General features: G+C 53.0%; 24 protein-coding genes. 6 read left to right on the forward strand and 18 right to left on the reverse strand.

The window, feature by feature from the left end; translation table 11 throughout:
- Positions 1-71 precede the first annotated feature (71 nt).
- The 5 genes from recG to gmk are packed head-to-tail and all read right to left on the reverse strand — an operon-like array spanning position 72 to position 5,930.
- Complete coding sequence (recG, locus tag AFL22_RS16260; protein WP_010258417.1) at positions 72-2,150, reverse strand: ATP-dependent DNA helicase RecG; 2,079 nt, start codon at positions 2,148-2,150, stop codon at positions 72-74.
- On the reverse strand, positions 2,147-2,845 hold the full coding sequence (trmH, locus tag AFL22_RS16265) for a tRNA (guanosine(18)-2'-O)-methyltransferase TrmH (protein WP_010258414.1): 699 nt from the start codon (positions 2,843-2,845) through the stop codon (positions 2,147-2,149). Before trmH ends, recG begins: the two co-directional genes overlap by 4 nt.
- Before the next feature lie 2 nt (positions 2,846-2,847).
- The gene (gene spoT / locus AFL22_RS16270) at positions 2,848-4,956 is read right to left on the reverse strand and encodes a bifunctional GTP diphosphokinase/guanosine-3',5'-bis pyrophosphate 3'-pyrophosphohydrolase (RefSeq protein WP_010258411.1); all 2,109 of its coding nucleotides are present in this window, start codon (positions 4,954-4,956) and stop codon (positions 2,848-2,850) included.
- Between the two features lie 20 nt (positions 4,957-4,976).
- A complete protein-coding gene (rpoZ, locus tag AFL22_RS16275; protein ID WP_003851346.1) occupies positions 4,977-5,252 on the reverse strand; it encodes a DNA-directed RNA polymerase subunit omega in 276 nt (91 codons plus the stop codon).
- Between the two features lie 54 nt (positions 5,253-5,306).
- A complete protein-coding gene (gene gmk / locus AFL22_RS16280) occupies positions 5,307-5,930 on the reverse strand; it encodes a guanylate kinase (protein ID WP_010258405.1) in 624 nt (207 codons plus the stop codon).
- Positions 5,931-6,169: 239 nt separating this feature from the next.
- Between gmk and ligB the strand changes: the two genes are divergently transcribed.
- Positions 6,170-7,921: an NAD-dependent DNA ligase LigB gene (ligB, locus tag AFL22_RS16285; protein WP_052271769.1), complete on the forward strand. Its 1,752-nt coding sequence runs from the start codon at positions 6,170-6,172 to the stop codon at positions 7,919-7,921.
- Here the strand turns inward: ligB and AFL22_RS16290 are convergent.
- From AFL22_RS16290 to AFL22_RS16330, 9 genes are all read right to left on the reverse strand, one after another.
- A complete protein-coding gene (locus AFL22_RS16290; protein ID WP_010258398.1) occupies positions 7,859-8,476 on the reverse strand; it encodes a trimeric intracellular cation channel family protein in 618 nt (205 codons plus the stop codon). The two genes, ligB and AFL22_RS16290, sit on opposite strands and share 63 nt — an antisense overlap.
- A 432-nt stretch (positions 8,477-8,908) precedes the next feature.
- Positions 8,909-9,553, reverse strand: coding sequence for an oligosaccharide flippase family protein (locus tag AFL22_RS16295; RefSeq protein WP_010258395.1), 645 nt, complete (start codon positions 9,551-9,553; stop codon positions 8,909-8,911).
- A gap of 146 nt (positions 9,554-9,699) precedes the next feature.
- Positions 9,700-9,900 carry a hypothetical protein gene (locus AFL22_RS16300; protein WP_052271770.1) on the reverse strand — a complete coding sequence of 67 codons (201 nt, stop codon included), beginning with the start codon at positions 9,898-9,900 and terminating at the stop codon, positions 9,700-9,702.
- Between the two features lie 434 nt (positions 9,901-10,334).
- Positions 10,335-10,730 carry a hypothetical protein gene (locus AFL22_RS16305; protein WP_010258391.1) on the reverse strand — a complete coding sequence of 132 codons (396 nt, stop codon included), beginning with the start codon at positions 10,728-10,730 and terminating at the stop codon, positions 10,335-10,337.
- Between the two features lie 136 nt (positions 10,731-10,866).
- Positions 10,867-12,009 carry an alanine racemase gene (locus tag AFL22_RS16310; RefSeq protein ID WP_052271786.1) on the reverse strand — a complete coding sequence of 381 codons (1,143 nt, stop codon included), beginning with the start codon at positions 12,007-12,009 and terminating at the stop codon, positions 10,867-10,869.
- Between the two features lie 234 nt (positions 12,010-12,243).
- Positions 12,244-13,167 carry a kdo(2)-lipid IV(A) palmitoleoyltransferase gene (gene lpxP, locus AFL22_RS16315; RefSeq protein ID WP_022624898.1) on the reverse strand — a complete coding sequence of 308 codons (924 nt, stop codon included), beginning with the start codon at positions 13,165-13,167 and terminating at the stop codon, positions 12,244-12,246.
- A gap of 556 nt (positions 13,168-13,723) precedes the next feature.
- A complete protein-coding gene (locus AFL22_RS16320; protein WP_052271771.1) occupies positions 13,724-14,212 on the reverse strand; it encodes a DUF943 family protein in 489 nt (162 codons plus the stop codon).
- Positions 14,149-15,024: a DUF3289 family protein gene (locus AFL22_RS16325; RefSeq protein WP_082239217.1), complete on the reverse strand. Its 876-nt coding sequence runs from the start codon at positions 15,022-15,024 to the stop codon at positions 14,149-14,151. Before AFL22_RS16325 ends, AFL22_RS16320 begins: the two co-directional genes overlap by 64 nt.
- Before the next feature lie 447 nt (positions 15,025-15,471).
- Positions 15,472-16,335, reverse strand: a complete 864-nt coding sequence (locus tag AFL22_RS16330; protein ID WP_010258384.1) for a YicC/YloC family endoribonuclease — start codon at positions 16,333-16,335, stop codon at positions 15,472-15,474.
- Between the two features lie 155 nt (positions 16,336-16,490).
- Between AFL22_RS16330 and AFL22_RS16335 the strand changes: the two genes are divergently transcribed.
- Complete coding sequence (locus tag AFL22_RS16335) at positions 16,491-16,916, forward strand: DUF3574 domain-containing protein (protein ID WP_010672099.1); 426 nt, start codon at positions 16,491-16,493, stop codon at positions 16,914-16,916.
- 38 nt (positions 16,917-16,954) lie between these two features.
- On the opposite strand, the gene AFL22_RS16340 is transcribed toward AFL22_RS16335, so the two are convergent.
- Positions 16,955-18,139, reverse strand: a complete 1,185-nt coding sequence (locus tag AFL22_RS16340; protein WP_052271772.1) for a nucleoside transporter C-terminal domain-containing protein — start codon at positions 18,137-18,139, stop codon at positions 16,955-16,957.
- Between the two features lie 150 nt (positions 18,140-18,289).
- Here AFL22_RS16340 and rph point away from each other — a divergent pair, with 150 nt between their 5' ends.
- Both rph and pyrE read left to right on the forward strand, forming a co-directional pair.
- Positions 18,290-19,006: a ribonuclease PH gene (rph, locus tag AFL22_RS16345; RefSeq protein WP_010258378.1), complete on the forward strand. Its 717-nt coding sequence runs from the start codon at positions 18,290-18,292 to the stop codon at positions 19,004-19,006.
- A 49-nt stretch (positions 19,007-19,055) separates the two neighbouring features.
- Positions 19,056-19,697, forward strand: a complete 642-nt coding sequence (gene pyrE / locus AFL22_RS16350; RefSeq protein WP_031591887.1) for an orotate phosphoribosyltransferase — start codon at positions 19,056-19,058, stop codon at positions 19,695-19,697.
- Between the two features lie 35 nt (positions 19,698-19,732).
- Here the strand turns inward: pyrE and slmA are convergent, their stop codons facing one another.
- The 3 genes from slmA to coaBC all read right to left on the reverse strand — a co-directional run bounded on the left by slmA (position 19,733) and on the right by coaBC (position 22,106).
- The gene (slmA, locus tag AFL22_RS16355) at positions 19,733-20,329 is read right to left on the reverse strand and encodes a nucleoid occlusion factor SlmA (protein WP_010258372.1); all 597 of its coding nucleotides are present in this window, start codon (positions 20,327-20,329) and stop codon (positions 19,733-19,735) included.
- A 120-nt stretch (positions 20,330-20,449) separates the two neighbouring features.
- The gene (dut, locus tag AFL22_RS16360) at positions 20,450-20,908 is read right to left on the reverse strand and encodes a dUTP diphosphatase (RefSeq protein WP_022624903.1); all 459 of its coding nucleotides are present in this window, start codon (positions 20,906-20,908) and stop codon (positions 20,450-20,452) included.
- The gene (coaBC, locus tag AFL22_RS16365) at positions 20,886-22,106 is read right to left on the reverse strand and encodes a bifunctional phosphopantothenoylcysteine decarboxylase/phosphopantothenate--cysteine ligase CoaBC (RefSeq protein ID WP_022624904.1); all 1,221 of its coding nucleotides are present in this window, start codon (positions 22,104-22,106) and stop codon (positions 20,886-20,888) included. The genes dut and coaBC overlap by 23 nt, the downstream gene beginning before the upstream one ends.
- A 180-nt stretch (positions 22,107-22,286) precedes the next feature.
- Between coaBC and radC the strand changes: the two genes are divergently transcribed.
- Positions 22,287-22,943, forward strand: a complete 657-nt coding sequence (gene radC / locus AFL22_RS16370; protein ID WP_010258361.1) for a DNA repair protein RadC — start codon at positions 22,287-22,289, stop codon at positions 22,941-22,943.
- A gap of 241 nt (positions 22,944-23,184) precedes the next feature.
- Positions 23,185-23,421, forward strand: coding sequence for a 50S ribosomal protein L28 (rpmB, locus tag AFL22_RS16375; protein ID WP_006121249.1), 237 nt, complete (start codon positions 23,185-23,187; stop codon positions 23,419-23,421).
- The last annotated feature ends 2 nt before the right edge of the window (positions 23,422-23,423 follow it).

The following is a 23,423-nucleotide window of genomic DNA, read 5'->3' on the forward strand; positions in this document are numbered from 1 at the left end:
GTAATCATCCGCAGGCTAAAAGCAATCGTTTGCCCGGCAGGGATAAAAAAGCCGAATCAGATGGGGATCATTCAGACGTTGGTATAACGGGTGTTCTCTGGCAGCCAGCGTTCAATTAATGCGCTGGCCTGCTCGGGATAGTGCTGGTGGATGTGGCGCGCCACACGCTGAACTTCGGGCACCATCGCCGCATCGCGCAGCAGGTCGGCCACTTTAAATTCGGCATTGCCGGTCTGACGCGTGCCCAGCAGTTCACCCGGCCCGCGAATCTCCAGATCGAACTGGGCAATGACGAAGCCGTCATTGCTGTCGCGTAGCACCTGTAAACGCTTCTGCGCCGTCTTGCTCAGCGGCGCTTTGTAGAGCAGTACACAGTGTGATGCCACGGCACCACGGCCCACACGGCCCCGCAGCTGATGCAGCTGTGCCAGCCCTAACCGCTCCGGGTTTTCGATGATCATCAGGCTGGCATTCGGCACGTCCACGCCAACCTCAATCACGGTCGTCGCCACCAGCAGCTGCAGTTCATTCGCTTTAAACGCCTGCATCACCGCCTGTTTTTCCGCAGGCTTCATACGGCCATGCACCAGCCCGATGTTTAAGTCGGGCAGCGCCGTTTTCAGGGATTCCCAGCTGGCTTCTGCCGCCTGTGCTTCCAGCAATTCTGACTCTTCAATCAGGGTGCAGACCCAGTAGGCCTGACGCCCTTCGCGGCAGGCATGCTCAACCCGCGCCACAATCTCATCGCGTCGGGTATCGGGGATAGCCACGGTGGTCACCGGTGTACGTCCTGGCGGCAGCTCATCGATGGTTGAGGTATCGAGATCGGCATAAGCGGTCATCGCCAGGGTGCGCGGAATTGGTGTGGCGGTCATGATCAGCTGATGCGGATGGAAGCCCTGCTCCTCACCTTTCTCCCACAGCGCCAGTCGCTGGTGGACGCCGAACCGGTGCTGCTCATCAATAATGACCAGTGCCAGACCGTTGAACTGCACCTGCTCCTGAAACAGGGCATGTGTGCCCACCACCATCGCCACCTGACCGCTGGCTATCGCTTCCTGCTGTGCCTGGCGGGCTTTGCCTTTCTGTTTTCCAGCCAGCCAGCCCACTTCAATGCCCAGCGGCGCAAACCACTGGCGGAAGTTACTGGCGTGCTGTTCAGCCAGCAGTTCGGTCGGCGCCATCAGGGCTACCTGCTTACCATGTGCGATAACGTTCAGCGCAGAGAGGGCGGCGACCAGTGTTTTACCCGAGCCGACGTCACCCTGCACCAGCCGCATCATCGGAAAGTCATTTGCCAGATCTTTCTCTATCTCCGCCACCACGCGTTTCTGCGCATTGGTCGGTGAAAAGGGCAGCGCTGCCAGCAGCTGGTCGCTAAGGTTGTGCCGGGGAAGCATCGGTAAAGCGTAATAGCGCTGAGCACCGGCGCGTACCGCCAGCATGCTGAGGTTGTGCGCCAGCAGCTCTTCCAGAATCAATCTGCGTTGTGCCGGATGACGACCACTCTCCAGCTCGCTGAGTTTTAGATCGGGTGGTGGACGATGCAGCGTGCGGAGCGCATCTGGCAGGCTGATTAAACCGCCGCTCAGTTCCTGCGGCAGCAGTTCGGCAATCGGGCAGCTCTCCAGCAGCGTCAGTGCCTGATCGGTGAGATTACGCAGCGTGGCCTGCCGGATACCTTCGGTGGTGGGATAAACCGGCGTTAAGGTCTCTTCCAGCGTCACATTGCTCTGTTCGCCCTGGATTCGGTATTCGGGATGGATAATCTCAGCGCCACGCTGACCGCGTTTAATTTCACCATACGCGGTGACGCGCCGGCCCGGTGACAGGTTGTTCTTCATCCCGGCATTAAAATTAAAGAAGCGCATCGTCAGTACGCCGCTGCCATCGCTAATCTGACACACCATCATCCGGCGGCGACCAAAGGTGATATCTGTGTGCAGCACTTCGCCTTCTACTGTGGCCCAGATACCGGGCAGCAGATCATCAATGGCATAGAGTTGGGTACGATCTTCGTAGCGTAGCGGGAGATGAAGCAGGAGATCCTGAATGGTGTGCAGGTCAATTTTGGCCAGCTTTGCCGCCTGGCTGGCACCGACGCCGGTCAGGGTACTGAGCGGGATGGCATCCAGCAGACGGCCTTTCATCTTCTTTTACCGGTCGATTGCATGGTTGCCCACCAGCTGGGATCGGCGTCGACTTCGCCCTGCGCATTGATGCGCGGATAGGGTAAACCTTTCTGTTTTGCGACCCGCGCCAGTACCGGGAATCCGCCTTCGAACAACAGGCGTTGCTGCTCATCTTCGTCCAGCAGGCTGTAGTCGCGCAGGTACAGACCCGCGTTCTGTCGCTGCCGCTGTGCTTCATACAGGATCAACGCGCAGGCGACCGAGACATTCAGTGACTGCACCATACCCACCATCGGAATCACAATCTGCCGATCGGCCAGCGCCAGCGCTTCTTCGGTGATGCCGGTTTTTTCCTGGCCCATCAGGATGCAGGTCGGAAGGGTATAATCGATCTCACGGAAATCCACGGCATCGGCAGAGAGATGGGTCGCTAAAACCTGCATCTTCTGTTGTTTGAGCTTTTTTACAGCATCGCCGATGGTGGGATGGGTGACCACTTTAACCCAACTGTTGCTTCCGGCAGATGCGGAAGCCTGAGTGCGCATCCGCTGGCTCGGCCAGACGGCATGCACTTCGTGGATGCCGACGGCGTCCGCCGTGCGGATCACTGCGGAAACATTGTGCGGCTTATGCACCTGCTCCATACAGACCGTGAGATCGTGCTGGCGCAGTGCCAGCATCGCCTGAATCCGGGCAAATCGTTGATCGTTCATGCCTAATTACGGTTACGATGGACTTTGATCACATCCGGCATCACGCGAATTTTACGCATGATATTCGCCAGATGGACGCGATCACGTGCGGTCAGGCGGATAAAGGCGCTGTAAACGCGGCCATCACGCTCTTCGGTATTCAGGCTCTGAATATTGGAACCGGCCGTGTTGATTGCCGCCGTCAGGTTAGCCAGTGCACCCTGATGGTTAAACATGTCGACTTTGATTTCCGCCACGAACTCCTGCTCGGTGACTTTATCCCACTCGACCGGCATGAATTTTTCAGGCTCTTTCTGGTAGCCGCGAATATTCCGACAGGATTCATGATGCACCACCAGCCCTTTGCCGGGACTGACATGGGCAACAATCGGGTCGCCGGGAATCGGACGGCAGCATTTGGCGAAGGTAATCAACACGCCATCTGCACCTTTGATCGGCAGCTTACCGCGCTTGCTATTGCTGCTGATGGCGTTGCTGTCAGCCTGCAACAGGTTCTTCGCCACCACGACGCTCATCGCATTGCCCAGACCGATTTCTGCCAGCAGATCGTCAAGCGAGGTCAGCTTCATACGATCCAGCTCCTGCCTGATATTCTCAGGCGGAATCTCAGCCAGTTTACGGCTGCCGCCCAGCGCATGGCTGAGCAGGCGGCGACCCAGATTGACGGAGTCTTCGCGTTTGAGGTTTTTCAGCAGCTGACGAATTTTTGCGCGGGCTTTGGAGCTGACGACAAAGTTGAGCCAGGCGGCGTTAGGACGGGCGCCTGGCGCGGTGATGATCTCAATCGTCTGACCGCTGGTCAGGGTTTGCGACAGCGGATAAGGCTGGCGGTCAACGCGTGCGCCAACGCAGGCATGGCCGATATCGGTGTGGACCGCATAAGCGAAGTCCACCGGCGTCGCACCGGTTGGCAGCTCAACAATGCGGCCTTCAGGTGTAAAGACGTAGATCTCATCGGGAAAGAGATCGGACTTCACGCTTTCAATAAATTCAAACGAACTGCCCGCACTCTGTTGCAGCTCCAGCAGGCTTTGCAGCCAGCGCTGAGCGCGAATCTGTGCGGTGGTGCCACTTTCGCCCGCCTGTTTATAAGCCCAGTGCGCAGCGACCCCCATTTCCGCCATCTGATCCATATCCTCGGTGCGAATCTGTACTTCGACCGGCACGCCGTGCGGACCAATCATTGAGGTATGGAGCGATTGATAGCCGTTCGCTTTGGGGATGGCAATGTAATCTTTGACGCGGCCCGGACGCGGTTTATACAAACTGTGCATCTGGCCCAGAACGCGATAGCAGGTATCCAGATCTTTCACGATGACGCGAAAGGCATAGATATCCATGATCGAGTGAAAACGCTGCTCTTTCAGCGTCATTTTGCGGTAAATCGAGTAAAGATGCTTTTCACGCCCGCTGACGCGGCAGGGAATGCCCGCTTCCTGCAAACGGCCGTCGATCTCAGAAAGAATCTTCTGGATCATCTCTTTACGATTACCGCGCGCGGCTTTCACCACCTCTTTAATGACCCGATAACGGTTCGGATAGAGGGCCTCAAAACCGAGCTCTTCCAGCTCTGTTTTAAGATGATGAATACCCAGGCGGTGCGCCAGCGGACTGTAAATCTCTAACGTTTCCAGCGCGATGCGGCGACGTTTGTCCGGGCGTAATGCGCCGAGAGTGCGCATATTGTGGGTGCGGTCAGCCAGCTTGATGAGAATGACGCGGATATCCTGCACCATCGCCATAATCATCTTGCGGAAGTTCTCTGCCTGCGCTTCTTTCTTGTCGCGGAATTTCAGCTTATCCAGCTTGGAAACGCCTTCGACCAGTTCCGCCACGCTTTTACCGAACAGTTGTTCCATGTCCTGGTAAGTGGCAGGCGTATCTTCGATCACGTCATGCAGCAGCGCGGCCATGAGAGTTTCATGGTCGAGCTTCATTTCCGCCAGAATACAGGCCACGGCAACCGGATGGGTGATATAAGGCTCACCGCTGGAGCGTGTCTGTCCCTCGTGGGCATCACGTGCGACAAGGTAGGCTTGCTGGAGGCGCTTGATCTGCTCCTCTGGCAAGTATTTTTCAATCAGTTGATTGAGGCTTTCAAACAGATACAAGGGCGACCTGCAGGTGGCTGTTAACGACGACCTTCAGCGATAGCGGTAACGGCCTGTAACTCAGCGGCTTCCTGCTCTTGCTGTTCCTGACGATCACGCACATCTAAAATCTGATTGGTGACCAAACCTTCTTCGATTTCGCGCAGGGCGATAACGGTAGGTTTATCGTTCTCTTCCGGAACCAGTGGATCTTTGCCGCCTACCTGCATCTGACGTGCACGACGTGCAGCGACCAACACCAGGTCAAAACGATTACCAACTTTTTCTACTGCGTCCTGAACGGTTACGCGTGCCATAGGTGTGCTACTCCACAGATGAAGAAATGACTGCGCATCATACTGAAACTGTATTCAGACTGCCAACAGTTTGCTGATTAAAGCATCGTGACGCGCCTTCTGACGCGCCATACGCAGACGTTCTGCGCGAATAATGGTTTTCAGATCGGACAGCGCCAGATCGAAATCATCATTCACAATTAAATAGTCATACTCGGCGTAGTGGCTCATTTCCGCTACCGCCTGAGCCATGCGACGCGTGATCACCTCTTCGCTGTCCTGGCCACGACCGCGCAGACGGCGATCGAGCTCTTCTTTCGAAGGCGGTAAAACAAAGATGCTGCGTGCGCCAGGCATTTTGGTGCGAATTTGCTGCGCACCCTGCCAGTCGATGTCGAGAAACACGTCAACGCCGGTTGCCAGCACCTGCTCAATAGCATGGCGCGAGGTACCGTAATAGTTGTCGAAAACTTTGGCATGTTCGAGGAAAGCCTCTTCCGCGATCATCTGCTCAAATTCATGCTTCTCAACAAAAAAGTAATGTTCGCCATGGGTTTCACCCGGACGCATACCGCGCGTCGTGTGCGAAACAGAGACCTGCGTATCATACAACGGCTGGGTCTTTAACAGCGCCTGAATCAGGCTGGATTTACCTGCGCCGCTGGGAGCAGAAACAATATAGAGCGTGCCTTGAGCCATGGTTTTCTTGAATTGATTAAAAGCGGAGTCGATTTCCTGCACAGTATACACAGCTTCCCGCCGCCACGCAGCGTTTGCGCAGCGGCAACACCCAACTTTTGCGCATCTTCGCGCAAATCTCTGTCGGACGACTGTAATTATTCCCTGATTGCGACGGCATCCCTTCCATAGCTGAACATCACCTCTGGCTGACGCTGAAGCACCGGTATTGAATGCTGCAAAACGTCAGGAGAGAGATCATGAAAGGATTCGGCTGGCCGCTGTTTGCGGCTGCTCTGTGGATCGTCCTATGGCCTGCGCATAGCGCCCTTTGTCCGGTCTGGACTCCCACCCGGGCGACAGAAGAGATCCGTCGTCTGCAACAGCAGCTGCAGCACTGGGATGATGCTTACTATCGTCAGGGGCAGAGTCCGGTGGCTGATGCAGATTATGACAGTCTGCAGCAGCGACTGAATCACTGGCAGCACTGCTTTAACCCTCCGCAGCCCGCTTACGCACCGCAACTGCCGGGTGAGGGTGAGCACCTGCATCCGGTCGCCCACACGGGCGTAAAAAAGATGCGCGACAAGCTGGCCCTGGCTTACTGGATGCAGGGGCGGCACGATCTCTGGGTGCAGCCGAAAGTGGATGGCATTGCCGTTTCCCTGGTTTATCGCCACGGCAGACTGGTTTCACTGTTGAGTCGTGGTGATGGATTACGCGGTGAAGAGTGGCTGGCTAAAGCCGCCTGGATCCCTGCGATTCCGCTGCAGATCGAGACCGGACTTGAAGAGGTTGTGCTGCAGGGTGAGCTGTTTTTGTCGATGACCGGTCATCAGCAGGCGGTTGATGGCGGCAGGAATGCGCGCTCACAGGTCGCTGGCGCCATGATGAGCAAGCAGCGGGTTCCTCTGCTGGACTCGCTCGATATTTTTATCTGGGCCTGGCCAGATGGCCCCGCCACGATGACGGAACGCCTTCAGCAACTCAGCCGCTGGGGACTGGGCGTTGCCGCAAAATGGAGCCACAGCGTTAAAGACGAAGAGGAGGTTGCAGCGTGGCGGAAGCACTGGTTTCATGCTGAGCTGCCCTTTGTCACTGACGGTGTCGTCGTTCATCAGAGCCTGCGACCTGCGGGCAAAAACTGGCTGCCTGGAGAGGGAACATGGGCCGTTGCCTGGAAATATCAGCCTCCGGAAGTCAGCGCTGAAGTGCTCTCCGTCGATTTTCCAGTCGGCCGAACCGGGAAGATAGCCGCGGTACTTAATCTGCAGCCGGTACAGCTGGATGATAAGACGGTCAGGCGGGTCAATGTTGGATCGCTGCGTCGCTGGCAGGAGAGCGATATCGTGGCGGGAGATGTCATCACACTGAGTCTGGCAGGCCAGGGCATTCCCCGGCTGGAGCGGGTGATCTGGCGCGTGGCAGAGCGGCACTATCCTCAGCCTCCCGACGCGTCGCGCTACACGCCGCTGAGTTGTTACACCTTCAGCGCTGAATGCCAGAAGCAGCTACTGGCAAAATTACGCTGGCTCAGTCAGAAAACGGTACTGAATATTCCTGGCGTTGAGCGCAGCACCTGGCTGCACTTACTGGAAACCGGCAGTATGACGCACCTGTTCGGCTGGCTGACGTTAACACCGGAACGGATCGCCGCCGCAACGGGCCTCTCTCGGGAGCGGGCGGGTCAGCTCTGGCACCGTTTTAATCTCACCCGTCAGCAGCCGCTTCGTCGCTGGGTGGATGCCTTAGGTGTTTCACTGCCGCGGAAGGCCCTCAATGCGCTGCCCGATCAGCAGTGGGAGAGCTTAACGCAGCGGGATGTCAGGGACTGGCAAGCTTTACCGGGTGTCGGGGCGGCGCTGGCAAAGCGCCTGGTTACGCAGTTCCATGATGCCCGCCTGCAGACGCTGATCGCTTTTCTGAGACAGCAGGGAATTCCCGCATCCTCAATGCTCGGGATGGGGATAGTTGAAAATCGGCAAACCAAGACGGAAGCGCAGCGCCAGTAAACGGGCGAAGAATCCGAACAGCAGGGTAATGATAATCACCGCTTCATGCGCCAGTGTGGTTTTCAGCAGCAGGATATACATCCAGCCAGAGGCGAAAGCGATACCGGCGTAGAGTTCCTTCTGAAACACCAGCGGAATGCGATTACAGAACATGTCACGCAGTACGCCGCCAAAGACGCCGGTAATGACCGCACTTATCGCGGCAATAATCATGGCGTGTCCTGAATCGAGCGCAACCTGCGCGCCGATAATAGAAAAGACCACCAGTCCTAACGCATCGAGCACCAGAAACACTTTGCGCAGATGCGTCATCAGGGGTGCCAGGAAAGTGGTCACTACCGCTGCTGCTGCAACAATCATGATGTATTCGGGATGTTTCACCCAGCCCAGCGGATAGTGACCCAGCAAGATGTCGCGCACCGAACCGCCACCAATGGCGGTCACGGACGCGATAATGATGACACCGAACAGATCCATTTTGCGACGCCCCGCCGCCAGCGCACCCGTCATGGCTTCAGCAGTAATACCAATAATGTAGAGAACGGTCAGTAACATAGCAGACTCCAGTAAGACGGCGGCAAGACTACGGCATTGCTTGAGAGACGGCGCCGAAGATTTTCTGGCGATCGGCGTCCGGGATGAGCGCAGTTTATACCAGCCAGCGCTGGCGTCATCATAGAAAGACTTTTTTGCGAAGGGACTGCGGCAGGTGATTGAAAAAGTTGAGAGGAAACAACGTACAGAGGGTTTGCGCGTTCCGGTGTGGGGTTTTCCCACTCAGGGCGGGCGGTGAACTGACGACGATCGCCAGATAGCCGCTGGTCGAAAACCATTTATACAGGAGATAAAAAAGGGCTGGATGCTGCGGGAAAAGAATCGATCAGGTAAATATTGCGACAGACTAAATAAAAAGAAAAGGCGTGCTGGTTAACAGCACGCCAACGCATCGTTTCGGATGCTCAGAGCCCACCATACAGACTTATTTTATTATTTGTTTCTTGCACGAATTTTAGAAAATGCATTCAGGCTAAAACGGTATTCCGGCTGGAACCATGAACGACCGTAGTAGCAGTAAATCAGCATACGAATGGATGCCATCGCCAGGTAACCCCAGATCGCACACAATACTGAAGGGGTCAGCCAGACGGTAAATAAGGTGACGGCAAGTCCGGCTAATACCGAGGAGGTTTCAGCAAAAGCGATACGGGTATATTGTTTTTCGCGCTGTAATATCGCACGGTAATGCTGACCTTGTGGGATGATAATAAACACCACTGAGACCATCTGCAGCATTAATGCCAGTTCAGGCTGATCAAAAAGGCTGGTCAGCAGATGGCTGCCAGTAAATAACAGACCAAACACCGCGACCCCCATCAACATATTACCCCAGTAGATCGTGGAGAGGTCATTGATAGAGAGAATCGAGCGGCGGATCAGCGTATTTGAGAAGCCCCGATCGGCCAGAGTATCGATAGCCAGTAAAGCTATCACGGCGATCGCCAGCAGATTGAGCTCATTCGCCTGCAGAATCTGCGCCAGCAACGAGAGTTGTAATACGCCGATGCCAATAATTTTGATTGAAGAGAGCAGAGACCATTTTGCGCCATTCAGACTGCTTTCACGTATTGCCATTATATACTCGTTAGAGTCCATCGACTCTGTGAGAATTAAATAGTTGTGTAACGGCAAGGAGAGGTTGCTGTAACACCGTTAGTTAGTGCAATTTTTCCGGCCGAAGTCCTGAAAACGCTTTACAGGCTTGCCATGTTATTATGGGTTCAATCAAATGATGCCTGGATAAAAAAGATATCCCTGGTAAAGTTGCTGTTTCGTGTCATGGCGGAATTCCCTGCAGCGAATAAGAATTCCGCCAGATCACGAATAAATCCTGTTGTAGTTTTATATTCTCCTGCCAGCATCCTTGCGGCAATCTCAACGCATTCTTTTTCTGATAACAAAGGATACGCTGAGCGGTCCATGACTTTTTTCCTGCTTTATCATTATGGGTATTGCTGTGTGTGGAATGATTTATACATTGTTTTATTTAATTTAACACCATAAGAAAAGTCTGATTACGCGACCGCAGAAATAAATGGTTTCACTTTATGCATGATAAATATTAAATCCCCAGCAGATTGCTAATAAACGATTGTTAATGATTAATGTATGGGTCAGTCAGAAATTGTTTGTGCGGCAAACCAGGAGGCCCGAAATCAGAGGGGGTCGCCTGCCTTTCAGAGGATTTTGCCAGGATTTTTCCTGGCAGCGATGCTTAAGCAGGGTTGGTGATAAATGCGTAAGGATGATGAGTAATCAGATAAGCGCTTTATGCTTTATCGTCGAAAGTTTTTCTATTTTTTTTCATTAACGGCCAGTGATAAATGCAGAGAAAAAGGCGCGCTAAATCATTGATTTATTGTGTAAGAAGCTGGTTGAGTTTCTCAAGATCGTTGCTAACCCATTCAATATCCTGCTTAAATTTCTCATCTGAAGTAAATGGCTGGCGATAAACCGTTACCATCACCTCGGCGCCCTGTTCGTTTGCTATCACGCGCATCGGTACGTAGATCTCCTTTCCCGAGCCGCTATCAATCCAGTGATCCATTACCCCAAACGGATTATGTGGCGAGAACCGGATCTTCACATTGCCCTGGGGGCCTTTAGCACGCCAGCGATTGCCATCGGGTTCTAACGCACTGTGCGTCAGCCCGGAAGCCCACTTTGGGAAAAACTCTGGCTTCCAGATGGTTTCATAAAGATCTAACCAGTGACGTGGAATCGTCAGGCTCAGAGTGCGAGAGGAGAGCATGTAACCTCCGGTGAATAAGCTAAAAAGGCATTAAAGCATGGGGTCAGGCTTGTTAAAACGTTGTAACAGCAGAAGTGTGGTGTTGAAAGGGTTTCGTACAAACGGCAGACAACGGATGATGCTGTCTGCCACTGACTCAGATGAAATTGCCGCGCGCAGAAACCACATGATCTTCGCTATGGCCGTTAGCGTGCCGCAGAACAAAGCTGTCCGACTGCGCCATCACGGCACAACTGTGATTAGGGAAAATACGCAGCAGCATGCCGACTTCAGGGCGGCGATCCTGATAAAGCAGAAAACCGTGCTCCTCAGATAATTTTGTCACTTCATAAGTCTGACCCGCTTCGTCGGCTGCCACACCAAAGCCGCTGGCATTGGTGCCGTGTGGCCCTTTATCCGAACTCAGCATTTTTGACCCGGCATCCACAATCGCGAAATGATCGTTCACCGCCACGACACGGGTAATGACGCTCATTGCCAGCTGATCGACGTGACTTAATCCGAGACGGCAGGCGGTAAGGTCCAGTAGTGCATAGTTTCCTGGCCGGATTTCATTCATGCAGGGTGCAATCTCTGCTGCCAGCGCCGTAGGCGTTGAACCTACAGAGAGAGGGCAGTCGGTAAAACCAGCCGCCTGCAGTTTTGCCTGTACTCGCTGCATCAATGCCGTTTCCTGCCGGGCGACATCCGCAATGGCCGCGGCATTACCGGCACCATAAACGTGGCCAGCATGTGACACTAATCCGGCAAAGCGTAACCCTTTGTCCTGCAGCGCCTGAGCAATCAGCACCGCTTCATCTGTATCAGGATTGACACCTATCCGATGTAATCCAACATCAACCTTAATCGCTACCGCCAGGTCGCATTCCGGTTGCTGCTGGCAGGCATCATCAATAGCCGCCACGCCCTGCAGTCTGTCCGCAATCAGGGTGAGCTTTGCCTGATGAAGCACGGCGTGGCGCAGCAATTCAGCCACGCTTTGCGGTTGCACAATCGGGTAGGCTAATAGCAGATCACGAACACCGCCCTGAATAAAGCTGATGCCTTCGCTGGGCTTAGAGACGGTAACACCCTGTGCACCGGACGCGATCTGACGCTGCGCAATCCAGACGCTTTTATGCGTTTTGATATGGGGTCGCAACGCGACGCCTGCCGCACTGGCTTTGCGCTGCATATGCTGCAGGTTCTGCTCCAGGCGCTCTGCATCCACTTCAATATAGGGCGTAAGGCGATCATCAATCAGCGGACGCTGCCACTGCTGTGTATCGTTGATATCCATAAGATTGTCCGGCATTGACGAGGTAAGGGGATTCATCATTCCTTAATTATCTCTTTGATACCAGCCTGCCGGAAGCAAACAGGTGTGCTGAACAGCAGAAACTGTAGAGGTAGCTATAACGGCAGAGGCAGTATGAGAGCACAGCAAACGGGGATGAGAGAGTGGACGTAAAGCAGATGTCGTTCAGCGGATTAAAACAACAAAGCAGGCACGAGGCCTGCTTTATCAGTTAACTCAGACGTAGAGCGACTTTTCACCCGGTGGCCGGGTTTTGAAGCGACGATGCAGCCAAAGATACTGTTCGGGTGCGCGAAGGATCTGATTTTCGATCACTTTGTTCATATAAGCAGCAGCAGCAGCCTCGTCCGTATGAGGATAATTTTCCAGCATCGGTTCGATGATCAAATGGTAGCCATCATTTCCTGGATTACGAATCAGCATAATTGGCACCATCGCTGGCTTCGCCAGACGCGACAGAACAAAAGTCCCGTTAGTCGTGGCGGCTTTTTCCACCGCAAACAGCGGCGCAAAGGTGCTGCCTTTAGGGCCGTAATCCTGGTCAGGCGCAAACCAGACCGATTCACCCTGTTTCAGGGCATTAACCATACCGCGTAGATCACGACGGTCGATCATCGCTTTATTTGAGCGCATCCGCCCTTTGGTCTGCACATACTCCATCGCCTGGTTATTGTGTGGGCGATACATCGCCATCATTGGCTGACAGAGTCCGCTGATGCGGCCGCCCAGCTCCAGTGACATGAAATGTACACCAATCAGCATCACGCCTCGCTTTTCTTTCTGCGCGGCATGCAGGTTTTCCATTCCCGACACTTTAAACAGACGTCTTACCGCACGGTCAGACCAGAACCAGGCAATACCGGTTTCAGCCAGCGCCATCCCAAGCGACGCGAAATTGCCGGCAATCATATGTTCTGTTTTTTCTTCGCTGATGCCCGGAAAGCAGAGTTCGATGTTACGACGGGTAATACGCTCGCGGCGCTGCAGGAAATGGCGAGAGATTTTGCCGGCACCGGCACCGAGACGCATAAGAACAGGATAGGGGAGCTGGACCAGCAGCCAGAGTACGCCAAGGCCAAACCAGGTAAACCAATAACGCGGATGCAGCAGCGAACTGCTAAATTTTCCGGTGTTTTTCATTAACAACCTTCATGGGATAGAGGGATGCATCGCACAAAGAGCACTTCCATGAGTCTTAAGGCGGTACAGCTGTACTGATTTCGACCAACATTTTATCAAAAAGTGCCTTCAAAGAAAGGGAAACTCCGGCATCTACAGGATTGACCTGTTTCATGGAGAGGCGTTAATAACGGCGATAAAAGTACATTAACCCTATAAAATCATTATTTTTCAACTGCTTAATCTAAGCCTGAAAGCAGCTTTAATTGTAAGCGAGGCCGTTTCAGGAACAGTCTGGAAATGATTATTTATTTATCTTTACCTGATTCTGATGCTGGCCGCGCTGAAAAAGCGATCAATTGACGGAAGGAGCTAACACTTTAAGTGCTGACAGCGCCTGACAGGGGAACAAAGCGCTACTGCGAGCGCTTTGTTGAGTGGAAATTACTCGATCTTCTGGATATGAATGATGATTTTGAGTAAATCTTATAAAAATCAGCTTCTTATTTTGGTTTTTTATGACGATTTACTATTCTACTCATCAATCCAGTTTCCGATGAGCACAGCTACAAGCTCATCAGCTTACTGGCTTGATGGTTGTCGTAAATCTTTCACCTTTGACCAGTTCACCAGAAGGTTTTCGATAGTAAGATTCACCATCAAGCCGGTAGTAAGTGTAACCATCCTTTGTCTTAGTGATTTCCATGATCCAGGTTGACTTGTCTATACAATTTTCTTCTGTTTTCATGTCGTCGAAGCATAATAAGTAATCAGTATCATGGTCTGGAAAAGCCCCTGAGTTCCTGGGAGCGAGCTTTTGATACTTCCCATCAAACTTCCAGATTGAAACATTGTAAGTTTCAGGGGAAGAGATGGTTTTAACTCCATTATTATCCCACCATTCGATTTTATCGCTATCAGTGAAAGGGATATTTTTAACTAATAATTCTTTATTAGCTTCAGAACCATGAATTGCAAGCACCTTTGGAGAACTAAAGAAGCTTACGTAAAACAATAGTAACATTGCCAATGCCACCATAAAAATAATAATCTTTTTAATTCGCATTGGTTTCTCCTGCTATTTATTTCAAACTCAGCTTTCATATTGGTTAAAAAAGGCTTAAAAGCAAAGTATTCCCATCTTTGAAGGATAAACCATATACGAAAGGCTCTGATAAAATGAAACTTAGGATTCTGGATGTCAGTTTTATCGAGACCGAAATGATCCTGCCCTGTAAAAGTTATTTTTGCAATATAACCATTATCAGTTATATCGAGCTGGTTTATCAGTATGTTTGTAGCATGAATATCATGTATCGACATACCTAATCCATTGAAACTGTCGGCCCAACGGTTAAACTTAGGAAGTATTGAATTGCCTATAGCTTGTGTTATTAAATCTTTATCTGTAACTGATAAGCTTTTTTGTCCATCAACAATAATTTTATCTAATGAAGATTTGATTACTGTAAGTGGTGAGAGTGGCGATGTTTGACCACCTAATATTAGCGTCTTATATGCACTATCAAGAAAGGGACTGGAATAGCTTTTTCCGTTACCGTGATAAAGATGCTTTACGAGATTGTTGAATATTTGATGTTGCCCAGGGTAATATGCAGGCATAGAAAGACGAAGAAACTCATTGAAAAGAAGTTCAGCCATTTCCGTTCTGGATTTTCGACGGGTATTCTGAAAGGCGTTAAATATTGATACTTCCTTTCCAGTCCAGGGATTGACGACATTTGAAACATCATCCAGGTCTAAATCACTTCTTAGCTGTTTTTCAGTGAGATCTCCACACTTCATATCATCAGTGCTGTAATCGTTAAACTTGTGCTTCGTTTGAAAAATGGTGGCAGGAAACTTCAATGCTGGCATGATGACTTCCTTGTGATATTAATGTTTCATCCTGAAAAATCATGTAATTAATCGAATGCTAAATTATTTTAATATCGACATATCTGTAAAATCCAATGCTTCTTTGCTACAGCCCTGTTCATATAACTACCAGTCGCAGGTATTAAGCAGACTGATGTAATACTAAACGGCATGGTCGGAAAAGTGAAGGAGTGTAAGTCCCACCTTTCATTATGACCAATGACTATCCCTGACCTCACAGGAAAAAATGTTACCCATATAACTGACCTGTTAAACCAGACTCAGGACTACACCATTCTGACTATTCATTAATAGCTGGTTAAGCAGACGATTTCCCCACTTTACTCCCAAAACCAGTGAACTTTGACAGTGGAATATGGGCATCATGGAAAAGTAAAAAAGCCCATTTAACATGGGCTTGTGGGATGTACTGTGCAGGTGTGGAAATTACTCGATATTCTGAATCTGCTCGCGCATCTGCTCAATCAGCACCTTCAGTTCAATAGCTGACGTAGTGATTTCGGCGTTGATCGACTTCGAAGCCAGCGTGTTCGACTCACGATTGAACTCCTGCATCATAAAATCGAGACGGCGGCCAACTGCTTCTTTCTTTTTCAGGATGTTGTAAGTCTCTTTAACGTGCGCATCCAGACGATCCAGCTCTTCAGAAACGTCAACACGCTGCGCCATCATCACCAGTTCCTGCTCAAGGCGATTGTTTTCCAGCTGGACTTCAGCATCTTCCAGTTTGGCGACCAGCCGCTCACGCTGCCATTTGATCACCTCAGGCATCTGCGCGCGCACTTTGCTGACTTCCTGCGAGACGCCTTCCAGACGCTGCTCAATCATCGCTTTCAGGGCGGTACCTTCGCTTTCGCGTGCCGCAATAAAGTCATCAAGCGCACCATCCAGTGCCTGCAACAACTGGGTGTTGATGGCATCCAGATCCTGTTCCTGCGCAGACATCACACCTGGCCAGCGCAGAATATCCAGCGGATTAATCGCGCCTTCGTCGCTCTGCATTTTTACCCAGTTGGCAGCCTGCACCAGCTGTTTCGCCAGCGTTTCGTTGAGCATCAGTTCGCCCTGTGCGCTGGGATCGGCATCATAACGGAGGTTGCACTCAATTTTACCGCGCGTCAGACGCTGGCGAATGCGCTCGCGGATAACCGGCTCCAGCCCACGAAACTGTTCCGGCAGGCGGATGTAGGTTTCCAGATAACGCTGGTTCACGGAACGCAGCTCCCAGGCGGCGCTGCCCCATTCGCCTTTGGCTTCGCTGCGGGCATAAGCGGTCATACTGCGGATCATAAGCGGTACTCATTTGCGGAAAGATGGGTGAAGTATAGCGAGGCGAGCCACGGCATAACAGGCATAAGCGTCGCACAGGAAAATAACGAACCATTTCCGCTTTCAGCGACAGCCACTTATGATGACCATTGACCCTTTGTGAGGATGACTGATCTATGTCTCGCGTTATTGCCCTTCCTGTTGTGATGGCTCTGCTGCTGGCAGGTTGCCAGGCACGCCACTCGCCGCCCACTAAACCGCAACCCATCTGTGCGGGTGGCGACATGATGATGCAGACCACGTTGTGGTTTGGACTGAGCAAGCCTGATGGCGGCAGGGTGAGTTCACTCGACTGGATGAACTTCGTGGATAATGAGGTCACGCCACGGTTTAAAGCGGGCCTGTCGGTCTATGATGCCAAAGGGCAATGGCTGGGCGAGAACGGTCAGCTGGCACGGGAGAACAGTAAGGCGTTGATGCTGATCCACGGGATCGACCCCGCCACCAACGTTGATATTGAGGCGTTACGCAGCCTCTATAAAAAACGGTTTGGTCAGGAGTCGGTTATGCGGGTGGATGCACCCGTCTGCGTCGGATTCTAAGGCGAAAGCGGGCGGCAGAATTGCCGCCCGTTGAATAATCAGATAAACAGACCGGCAAAGGCTGCGGAGAGCAGACTGACCAGCGTGGAGCCATAGACCAGCTTCCAGCCAAAACGGGAAACCACATTTCCCTGTTTCTCATTCAGGCCTTTTATTGCGCCCGCCACAATGCCGATAGAGGCAAAGTTAGCGAACGAGACCAGGAACACCGACAGAATACCCAGTCCACGCGCACTCATGCCTGCCGCGACTTTCTGCAGTTCAATCATCGCCACAAACTCATTCGCCACCAGTTTGGTTGCCATGATGCTGGCCGCCTGCAGGGCATCGGCTTTGGGAATGCCAATCAGCCAGGCCAGAGGATAGAACAGGTAGCCGAGCAGTTGCTGGAAGCTGTAGCCGAACACCTCCGCAAACAGCGCGTTGACGGCAGCAATCAGGGCAATAAAGCCAATCAGCATGGCCAGAATAATCATCGCGACTTTGAAGCCTGCCAGGATGTACTCACCCAGCATCTCAAAGAAGCTCTGCTCTTCATGCAGTTTATCCAGCGCGATAGGCTGCTCATCCTGGCTTTTCATCGGGTTGATGATCGACAGGATAATAAAGGTGCTGAACATGTTAAGCAGCAGTGCCGCAACCACATATTTCGGTTCGATCATCGACATATAAGCACCGACAATCGACAGCGAAACGGTAGACATCGCGGTCGCCGCCATGGTGTAGAGCCGGCGCGGCGGGATATCACCCAGAATCCCTTTATAAGCGATGAAGTTTTCCGACTGCCCAAGAATCAGCGTGCTGACGGCGTTGAACGACTCCAGCTTGCCCATGCCGTTAATCTTCGACAGCAGCGTCCCGAAAATACGGATCAGCAGCGGCAGGATGCGCCAGTGCTGCAATATGCCGATCAGTGCCGAAATAAAGACAATCGGGCAGAGCACGCCAAGGAAGATAAATGCCAGCCCCTGTTTGCTCATTCCGCCAAACACGAACTCCGTGCCTTGTGCGGCAAAACCCAGCAGCGTTTCAAAGAAACCGGCGAACGAACCGACCAGCGCCAGACCCCCGGCAGAGTGAAGGAAGAACCAACCCAGCGCGGCTTCCACCACAATCAGTTGAACAATAAAGCGCAGACGAATCTGTTTACGGTCATGACTGACCAGCAGCGCAAGGGCAAAAATCACCACCAGCGCCAGCAGGAAATGAAGAATGGCGGCCATATGTCTTTTTTATCAGAGAGAAAGGAACGCGCATTTAGCCACAGCTGGCGGGGAATTTCATCTGATGCCTGCGTCAGACCAGCGTAAGAGACAGCGGACAAGGAAGTCCGTATAATGCGCAGCCAATCATTAGCAAGCCGGAGAATACCCATGCGTCCAGCAGGCCGTAGCGCACAACAGGTGCGTCCAGTCACATTGACCCGCAATTACACCAAACACGCAGAGGGTTCCGTTCTGGTGGAATTCGGCGAAACGAAAGTGCTTTGCACTGCCTCGGTAGACGAAGGGGTTCCGCGTTTCCTCAAAGGCCAGGGCCAGGGTTGGGTAACGGCCGAATATGGCATGCTGCCGCGTTCGACCCACAGCCGTATGGCGCGTGAAGCTGCAAAAGGCAAGCAGGGCGGACGTACGCTGGAGATTCAGCGTCTGATCGCCCGTTCACTGCGCGCCGCGGTTGATCTTAAAGCGCTGGGTGAATTTACCATTACGCTCGACTGTGACGTAATTCAGGCCGATGGCGGCACTCGCACCGCATCAATCACCGGAGCCTGTGTGGCGCTGGCTGATGCGCTGAACAAGCTGGTGGCCAGCGGCAAACTGAAAGCGAACCCGATGAAGGGCATGGTCGCGGCGATTTCAGTGGGCATCGTCAAAGGCGAAGCGCTGTGCGATCTGGAGTATGTTGAAGACTCAGCCGCAGAAACCGACATGAACGTCGTGATGCTGGAAGATGGCCGCATGATCGAGGTGCAGGGCACTGCCGAAGGCGAACCGTTCAGCCATGAAGAGTTGTTAACGCTACTGGCGCTGGCTCGGGGCGGAATTGAGGAATTAATTCAGGCGCAGAAAGCAGCGCTGGAAAATTGATGTAACAGGCGACCTCAGAGTCGCCTTTTCTTTATTTGAGGAGTGAGAAATGAAAGCCTGGCAGCGTCAGTTTATTGAATTTGCCCTGAACAAGCAGGTGCTGAAGTTCGGTGAGTTCACTTTGAAGTCCGGGCGTAAAAGCCCCTATTTCTTTAATGCTGGTCTGTTTAACAGCGGACGGGATTTAGCGCTGCTGGGACGCTTCTACGCGCAGGCGCTGGTGGATGGCGCTGTTGATTTTGATCTGCTGTTCGGCCCGGCCTATAAAGGCATTCCGATTGCCACCACCACGGCGGTGGCGCTGGCGGATCATCATGACCGCGATGTGCCTTACTGCTTTAACCGTAAAGAAGCGAAAGATCACGGCGAAGGTGGCCTGCTGGTTGGCAGTCCGCTGCAGGGCAAAGTGATGCTGGTGGACGATGTGATCACCGCAGGCACCGCGATTCGTGAGTCGATGGATATTATCGGTGCGCACAACGCCACTCTGGCAGGCGTGCTGGTCTCGCTTGATCGTCAGGAGCGTGGACGCGGAGAAATGTCGGCGATTCAGGAAGTGGAACGTGATTACGGCTGCAAAGTGACCGCAATTATTACGCTGGCAGACCTGATTGCCTGGCTGGAAGAGAAGCCTGAGATGGCCGATCATCTGGCTCAGGTACGTGCCTATCAGAAAGCGTACGGGATTTAACAGAGGCGGGCGCAATGCCCGCCTTCTTTTACGCTTTACGCCAGCTGCGCGGCAATCAGCGGCCAGCGAGCCTCAAAGTCTGCGGTAGGACTGAAACGAAACTCAGAACGGACATACCGTGACAGTAAACCCTCACAGAATGCCAGCAACTGACTTGCCAGCAGCGCCTCATCAGCCTGAAAGGCTTCGCCCTCGCGCATTTTCCGTTCCCGCATCACCTGTCGCAGCTGCACTTCAATCCGCTCAAACAGCTGATTGATGCGTCCCTGCAGTCGGTCCTGCTCAAACATCAATGCATGGCCGGTCAGAATGCGCGTCAGTCCCGGATTACGCTCACCAAATCCCAGAATCAGTTGCACGATCAGACGCAGACGCGTCATGGTCTCTTTTTCATCCTTGAGGATCAGATTGATGCGGGTAATCAGACTGTCTTCGATAAACTCAATCAGGCTATCGAACATTCGTGTCTTACTCGGGAAGTGACGATACAGCGCCGCTTCAGAAACGCCCACCGTGGCTGCCAGTTTGGCTGTGGTAATGCGCTGACTGCCATCACCCGACTCCAGCATCTGCGCCAGCGCCTGCAAAATCTCTTCGCGACGATTCCGCTTCGCGACTTTTTTTTCTGCCATGACCTTAAAGACCCCTGAAATTCACCTAAAAACAGGCAACACCTACGCATCTGCCACAGGAACGCGTCCTGTGGCGATGAGGAAAAAATAACGGGCGTAAGTGAAAGTCGGTAATGCGGGTTACTGGCGACCGGAGTGGCCGAAGCCGCCTTCGCCGCGCAGGCTGGCGTCGAAATCTTCGACCAGGTTAAATTCCGCCTGCACCACCGGTACAAAGACCAGTTGTGCCATGCGATCGCCGGGCTGCAGCGAGAAGCTTTCCTGGCCGCGATTCCAGACCGAGACCATCAGCTGTCCCTGATAGTCGGAGTCAATCAGACCCACCAGGTTGCCCAGCACGATGCCATGTTTATGGCCAAGGCCTGAGCGCGGCAGGATCACAGCGGCCAGATCGGGGTCGGCAATATGAATCGCCAGGCCGGTCGGAACAAGCGTTGTGGTGCCTGGTGCGATGTCGAGAACATCATCAATGCAGGCGCGTAAATCTAACCCAGCGGAACCTGAAGTCGCGTAGGTCGGCAGTGGAAACTCTTTGCCGACGCGCGGATCCAGGATTTTAACGTCTATTTTTTTCATCATAACGGCTGACAATCTCGTCTATTAATTGTTGGCCAAGGAGAGACTTATCGCTGAGCGGTAAGCGTTTTTCTCCATCCTGCCAAAAAAGGTGAAGAGCATTGGTGTCGCTATTAAACCCCTGTCCGGCTTTAGCGACGTCGTTAGCGCAGATCAGATCCAGATTCTTGCGCACCCGTTTTTGCCGGGCGTATTCTTCCACATTCTGTGTTTCAGCAGCAAATCCAACGACGAATGGCCGGTTTTCCTGAAGTGCAGCGACGCCGGCAACAATATCGGGATTCTTTACCAGGTTCAGCGTGACGTTATCATCGCCGCCCTGTTTCTTGATTTTATCGGCCGCAATATCGGCTGCCCGGTAGTCTGCCACGGCTGCGCTTGCAATGAAAATATGTTGTTTATCTATCTCACTCATGACGGCGGCCTGCATCTCCAGCGCGCTGGTCACATCAATTCGCCGCACACCCGCTGGCGCAGACAGGGTGACCGGGCCGCTGACCAGCGTGACCTGTGCACCGCGTCTGGCGGCGGCGTCGGCAATAGCAAAGCCCATTTTGCCGGAGCTGTGGTTAGTGATGTAGCGCACCGGGTCCAGCGCCTCACGGGTAGGGCCGGCGGTAATCATAATGTTGAGATGTTGCAGATCGTTGACGGGCGTAGCCCACTGCACCGCATGGTCAACAATCACCAGCGGGTCGAGCATCCGGCCCGGCCCGACATCGCCGCAGGCCTGGCTGCCGCTGTCCGGTCCCCAAATCAGCACGCCACGCGCCTGCAGGCTCTGCAGGTTATGCTGGGTCACCGCCGCACGATACATCTGCTGATTCATAGCGGGCACCACTGCCACGGGTGAGGCCGTCGCTAACACGGCGGTCGTCACCAGATCGTTTGCCATACCGGCAGTAATACGGGCAATCAGGTCAGCAGTGGCCGGTGCCAGCACAATAAGATCGGCCCATTTTGCCAGTTCAATATGACCCATCGCCGCCTCCGCTGCCGGATCAAGCAGATCGTCAAATACCGGATAGCCGGAGACAGCCTGCAGGCTGAGCGGAGTAATAAATGCTTTCGCCCCCTCTGTCATCATCACGCGGACATCAGCACCGCGATCGCGCAGGCGGCGCACCAGCTCAGGTGCTTTATAAGCAGCAATACCGCCGCTCACGCCAAGAAGAATTTTTTTGCCGGCTAATCCCATCATGATGTTGGCCTCACTAAGCTCTCTGCCGCTCGCGGCGGCGAATGCACGGACTTTATCACAAAAGCGCGGATGCGCCTTTTCACTGACTGCGTTTGCGAGCCGTCTCGTAGATTGCAGCTTCACTGATAGCTGCACTCTTCATGATGGGCCATGCTGAGGCTCATCTCAGGGAGAGCGGACATGAAAATAAAGGGACCACGGGAAAAACTCCGGAAGCTGGGTGCGCATGCCCTCAGCGATACTGAACTACTGGCCATTTTTCTCCGTACCGGATCGCCTGGACAGAACGTCCTGGAGCTGGCCGGACAGATGCTGGACGGTTTTGGCTCGCTTTATCAGCTCATGACGTCAGACAAAGCGGCATTCGGTGAAATCAAAGGGGTCGGCGATGCCAAGCTGGCACAGCTTCATGCGATTGCCGAACTGGCGAAGCGTTTTTTCGCCAGTAAGCTGGCCCGCGAAAGCGCAATGGAAAATCCACAAATCACGCGCCAGTATCTGCAAAGTCTGTTAGCCCATCAGGAGCGTGAGATCTTCATGGCACTGTTTCTGGATAATCAGCATCGGGTGCTGCGGGCACAAAATATGTTCTCTGGTTCCATTAACAGCGTGGAAGTTCACCCCCGCGAGATCGTCCGGGAAGCGCTGAAGCTCAATGCTGCCGCTCTGATACTGGCGCATAATCACCCGTCGGGCATGGCGGAGCCGAGCCGTGCAGACCGTGAAGTGACCCATAAAGTCAGCGAAGCCTGCCAGCTACTCGACATCCGTCTGCTCGATCATCTGGTGATTGGTCATGGCGAATATGTCTCCTTTGCCGAGCGGGGATGGCTCTGACAGGGGGAAATTTCACGCCAGGTGGCGGCTTTTTGCCCGATCATTCGGGATCTTTATCTGTTCGGGACTTGAGCACTTGGGCTGAGCGGCGTATACTACGCCACCTTTGAGAATCTCGGGTTTGGCGGTTAGGCCAGCTTAGCGGGTTCCATGGAATTCGCCTGGCGGGCTGCAAGCCTGACGAGGCGGCCCAAACCTAATTTTTAAAGCTCGAGCTGATTTGATTTTTGGAGATATTGACATGTCACGAGTCTGCCAGGTAACTGGAAAGCGTCCGGTGACGGGTAACAACCGTTCCCACGCAATGAACGCGACGAAACGCCGTTTCCTTCCGAACCTGCACTCACACCGTTTTTGGGTTGAGAGCGAGAAGCGCTTCGTTACTCTGCGTGTATCTGTTAAAGGTATGCGTATTATTGATAAAAAGGGCATTGATACGGTGTTAGCCGATATGCGTGCCCGTGGTGAGAAGTACTAAGG

The organism is Pantoea sp. CFSAN033090 (assembly GCF_001264395.1).
GTDB lineage: Bacteria > Pseudomonadota > Gammaproteobacteria > Enterobacterales > Enterobacteriaceae > Pantoea > Pantoea agglomerans.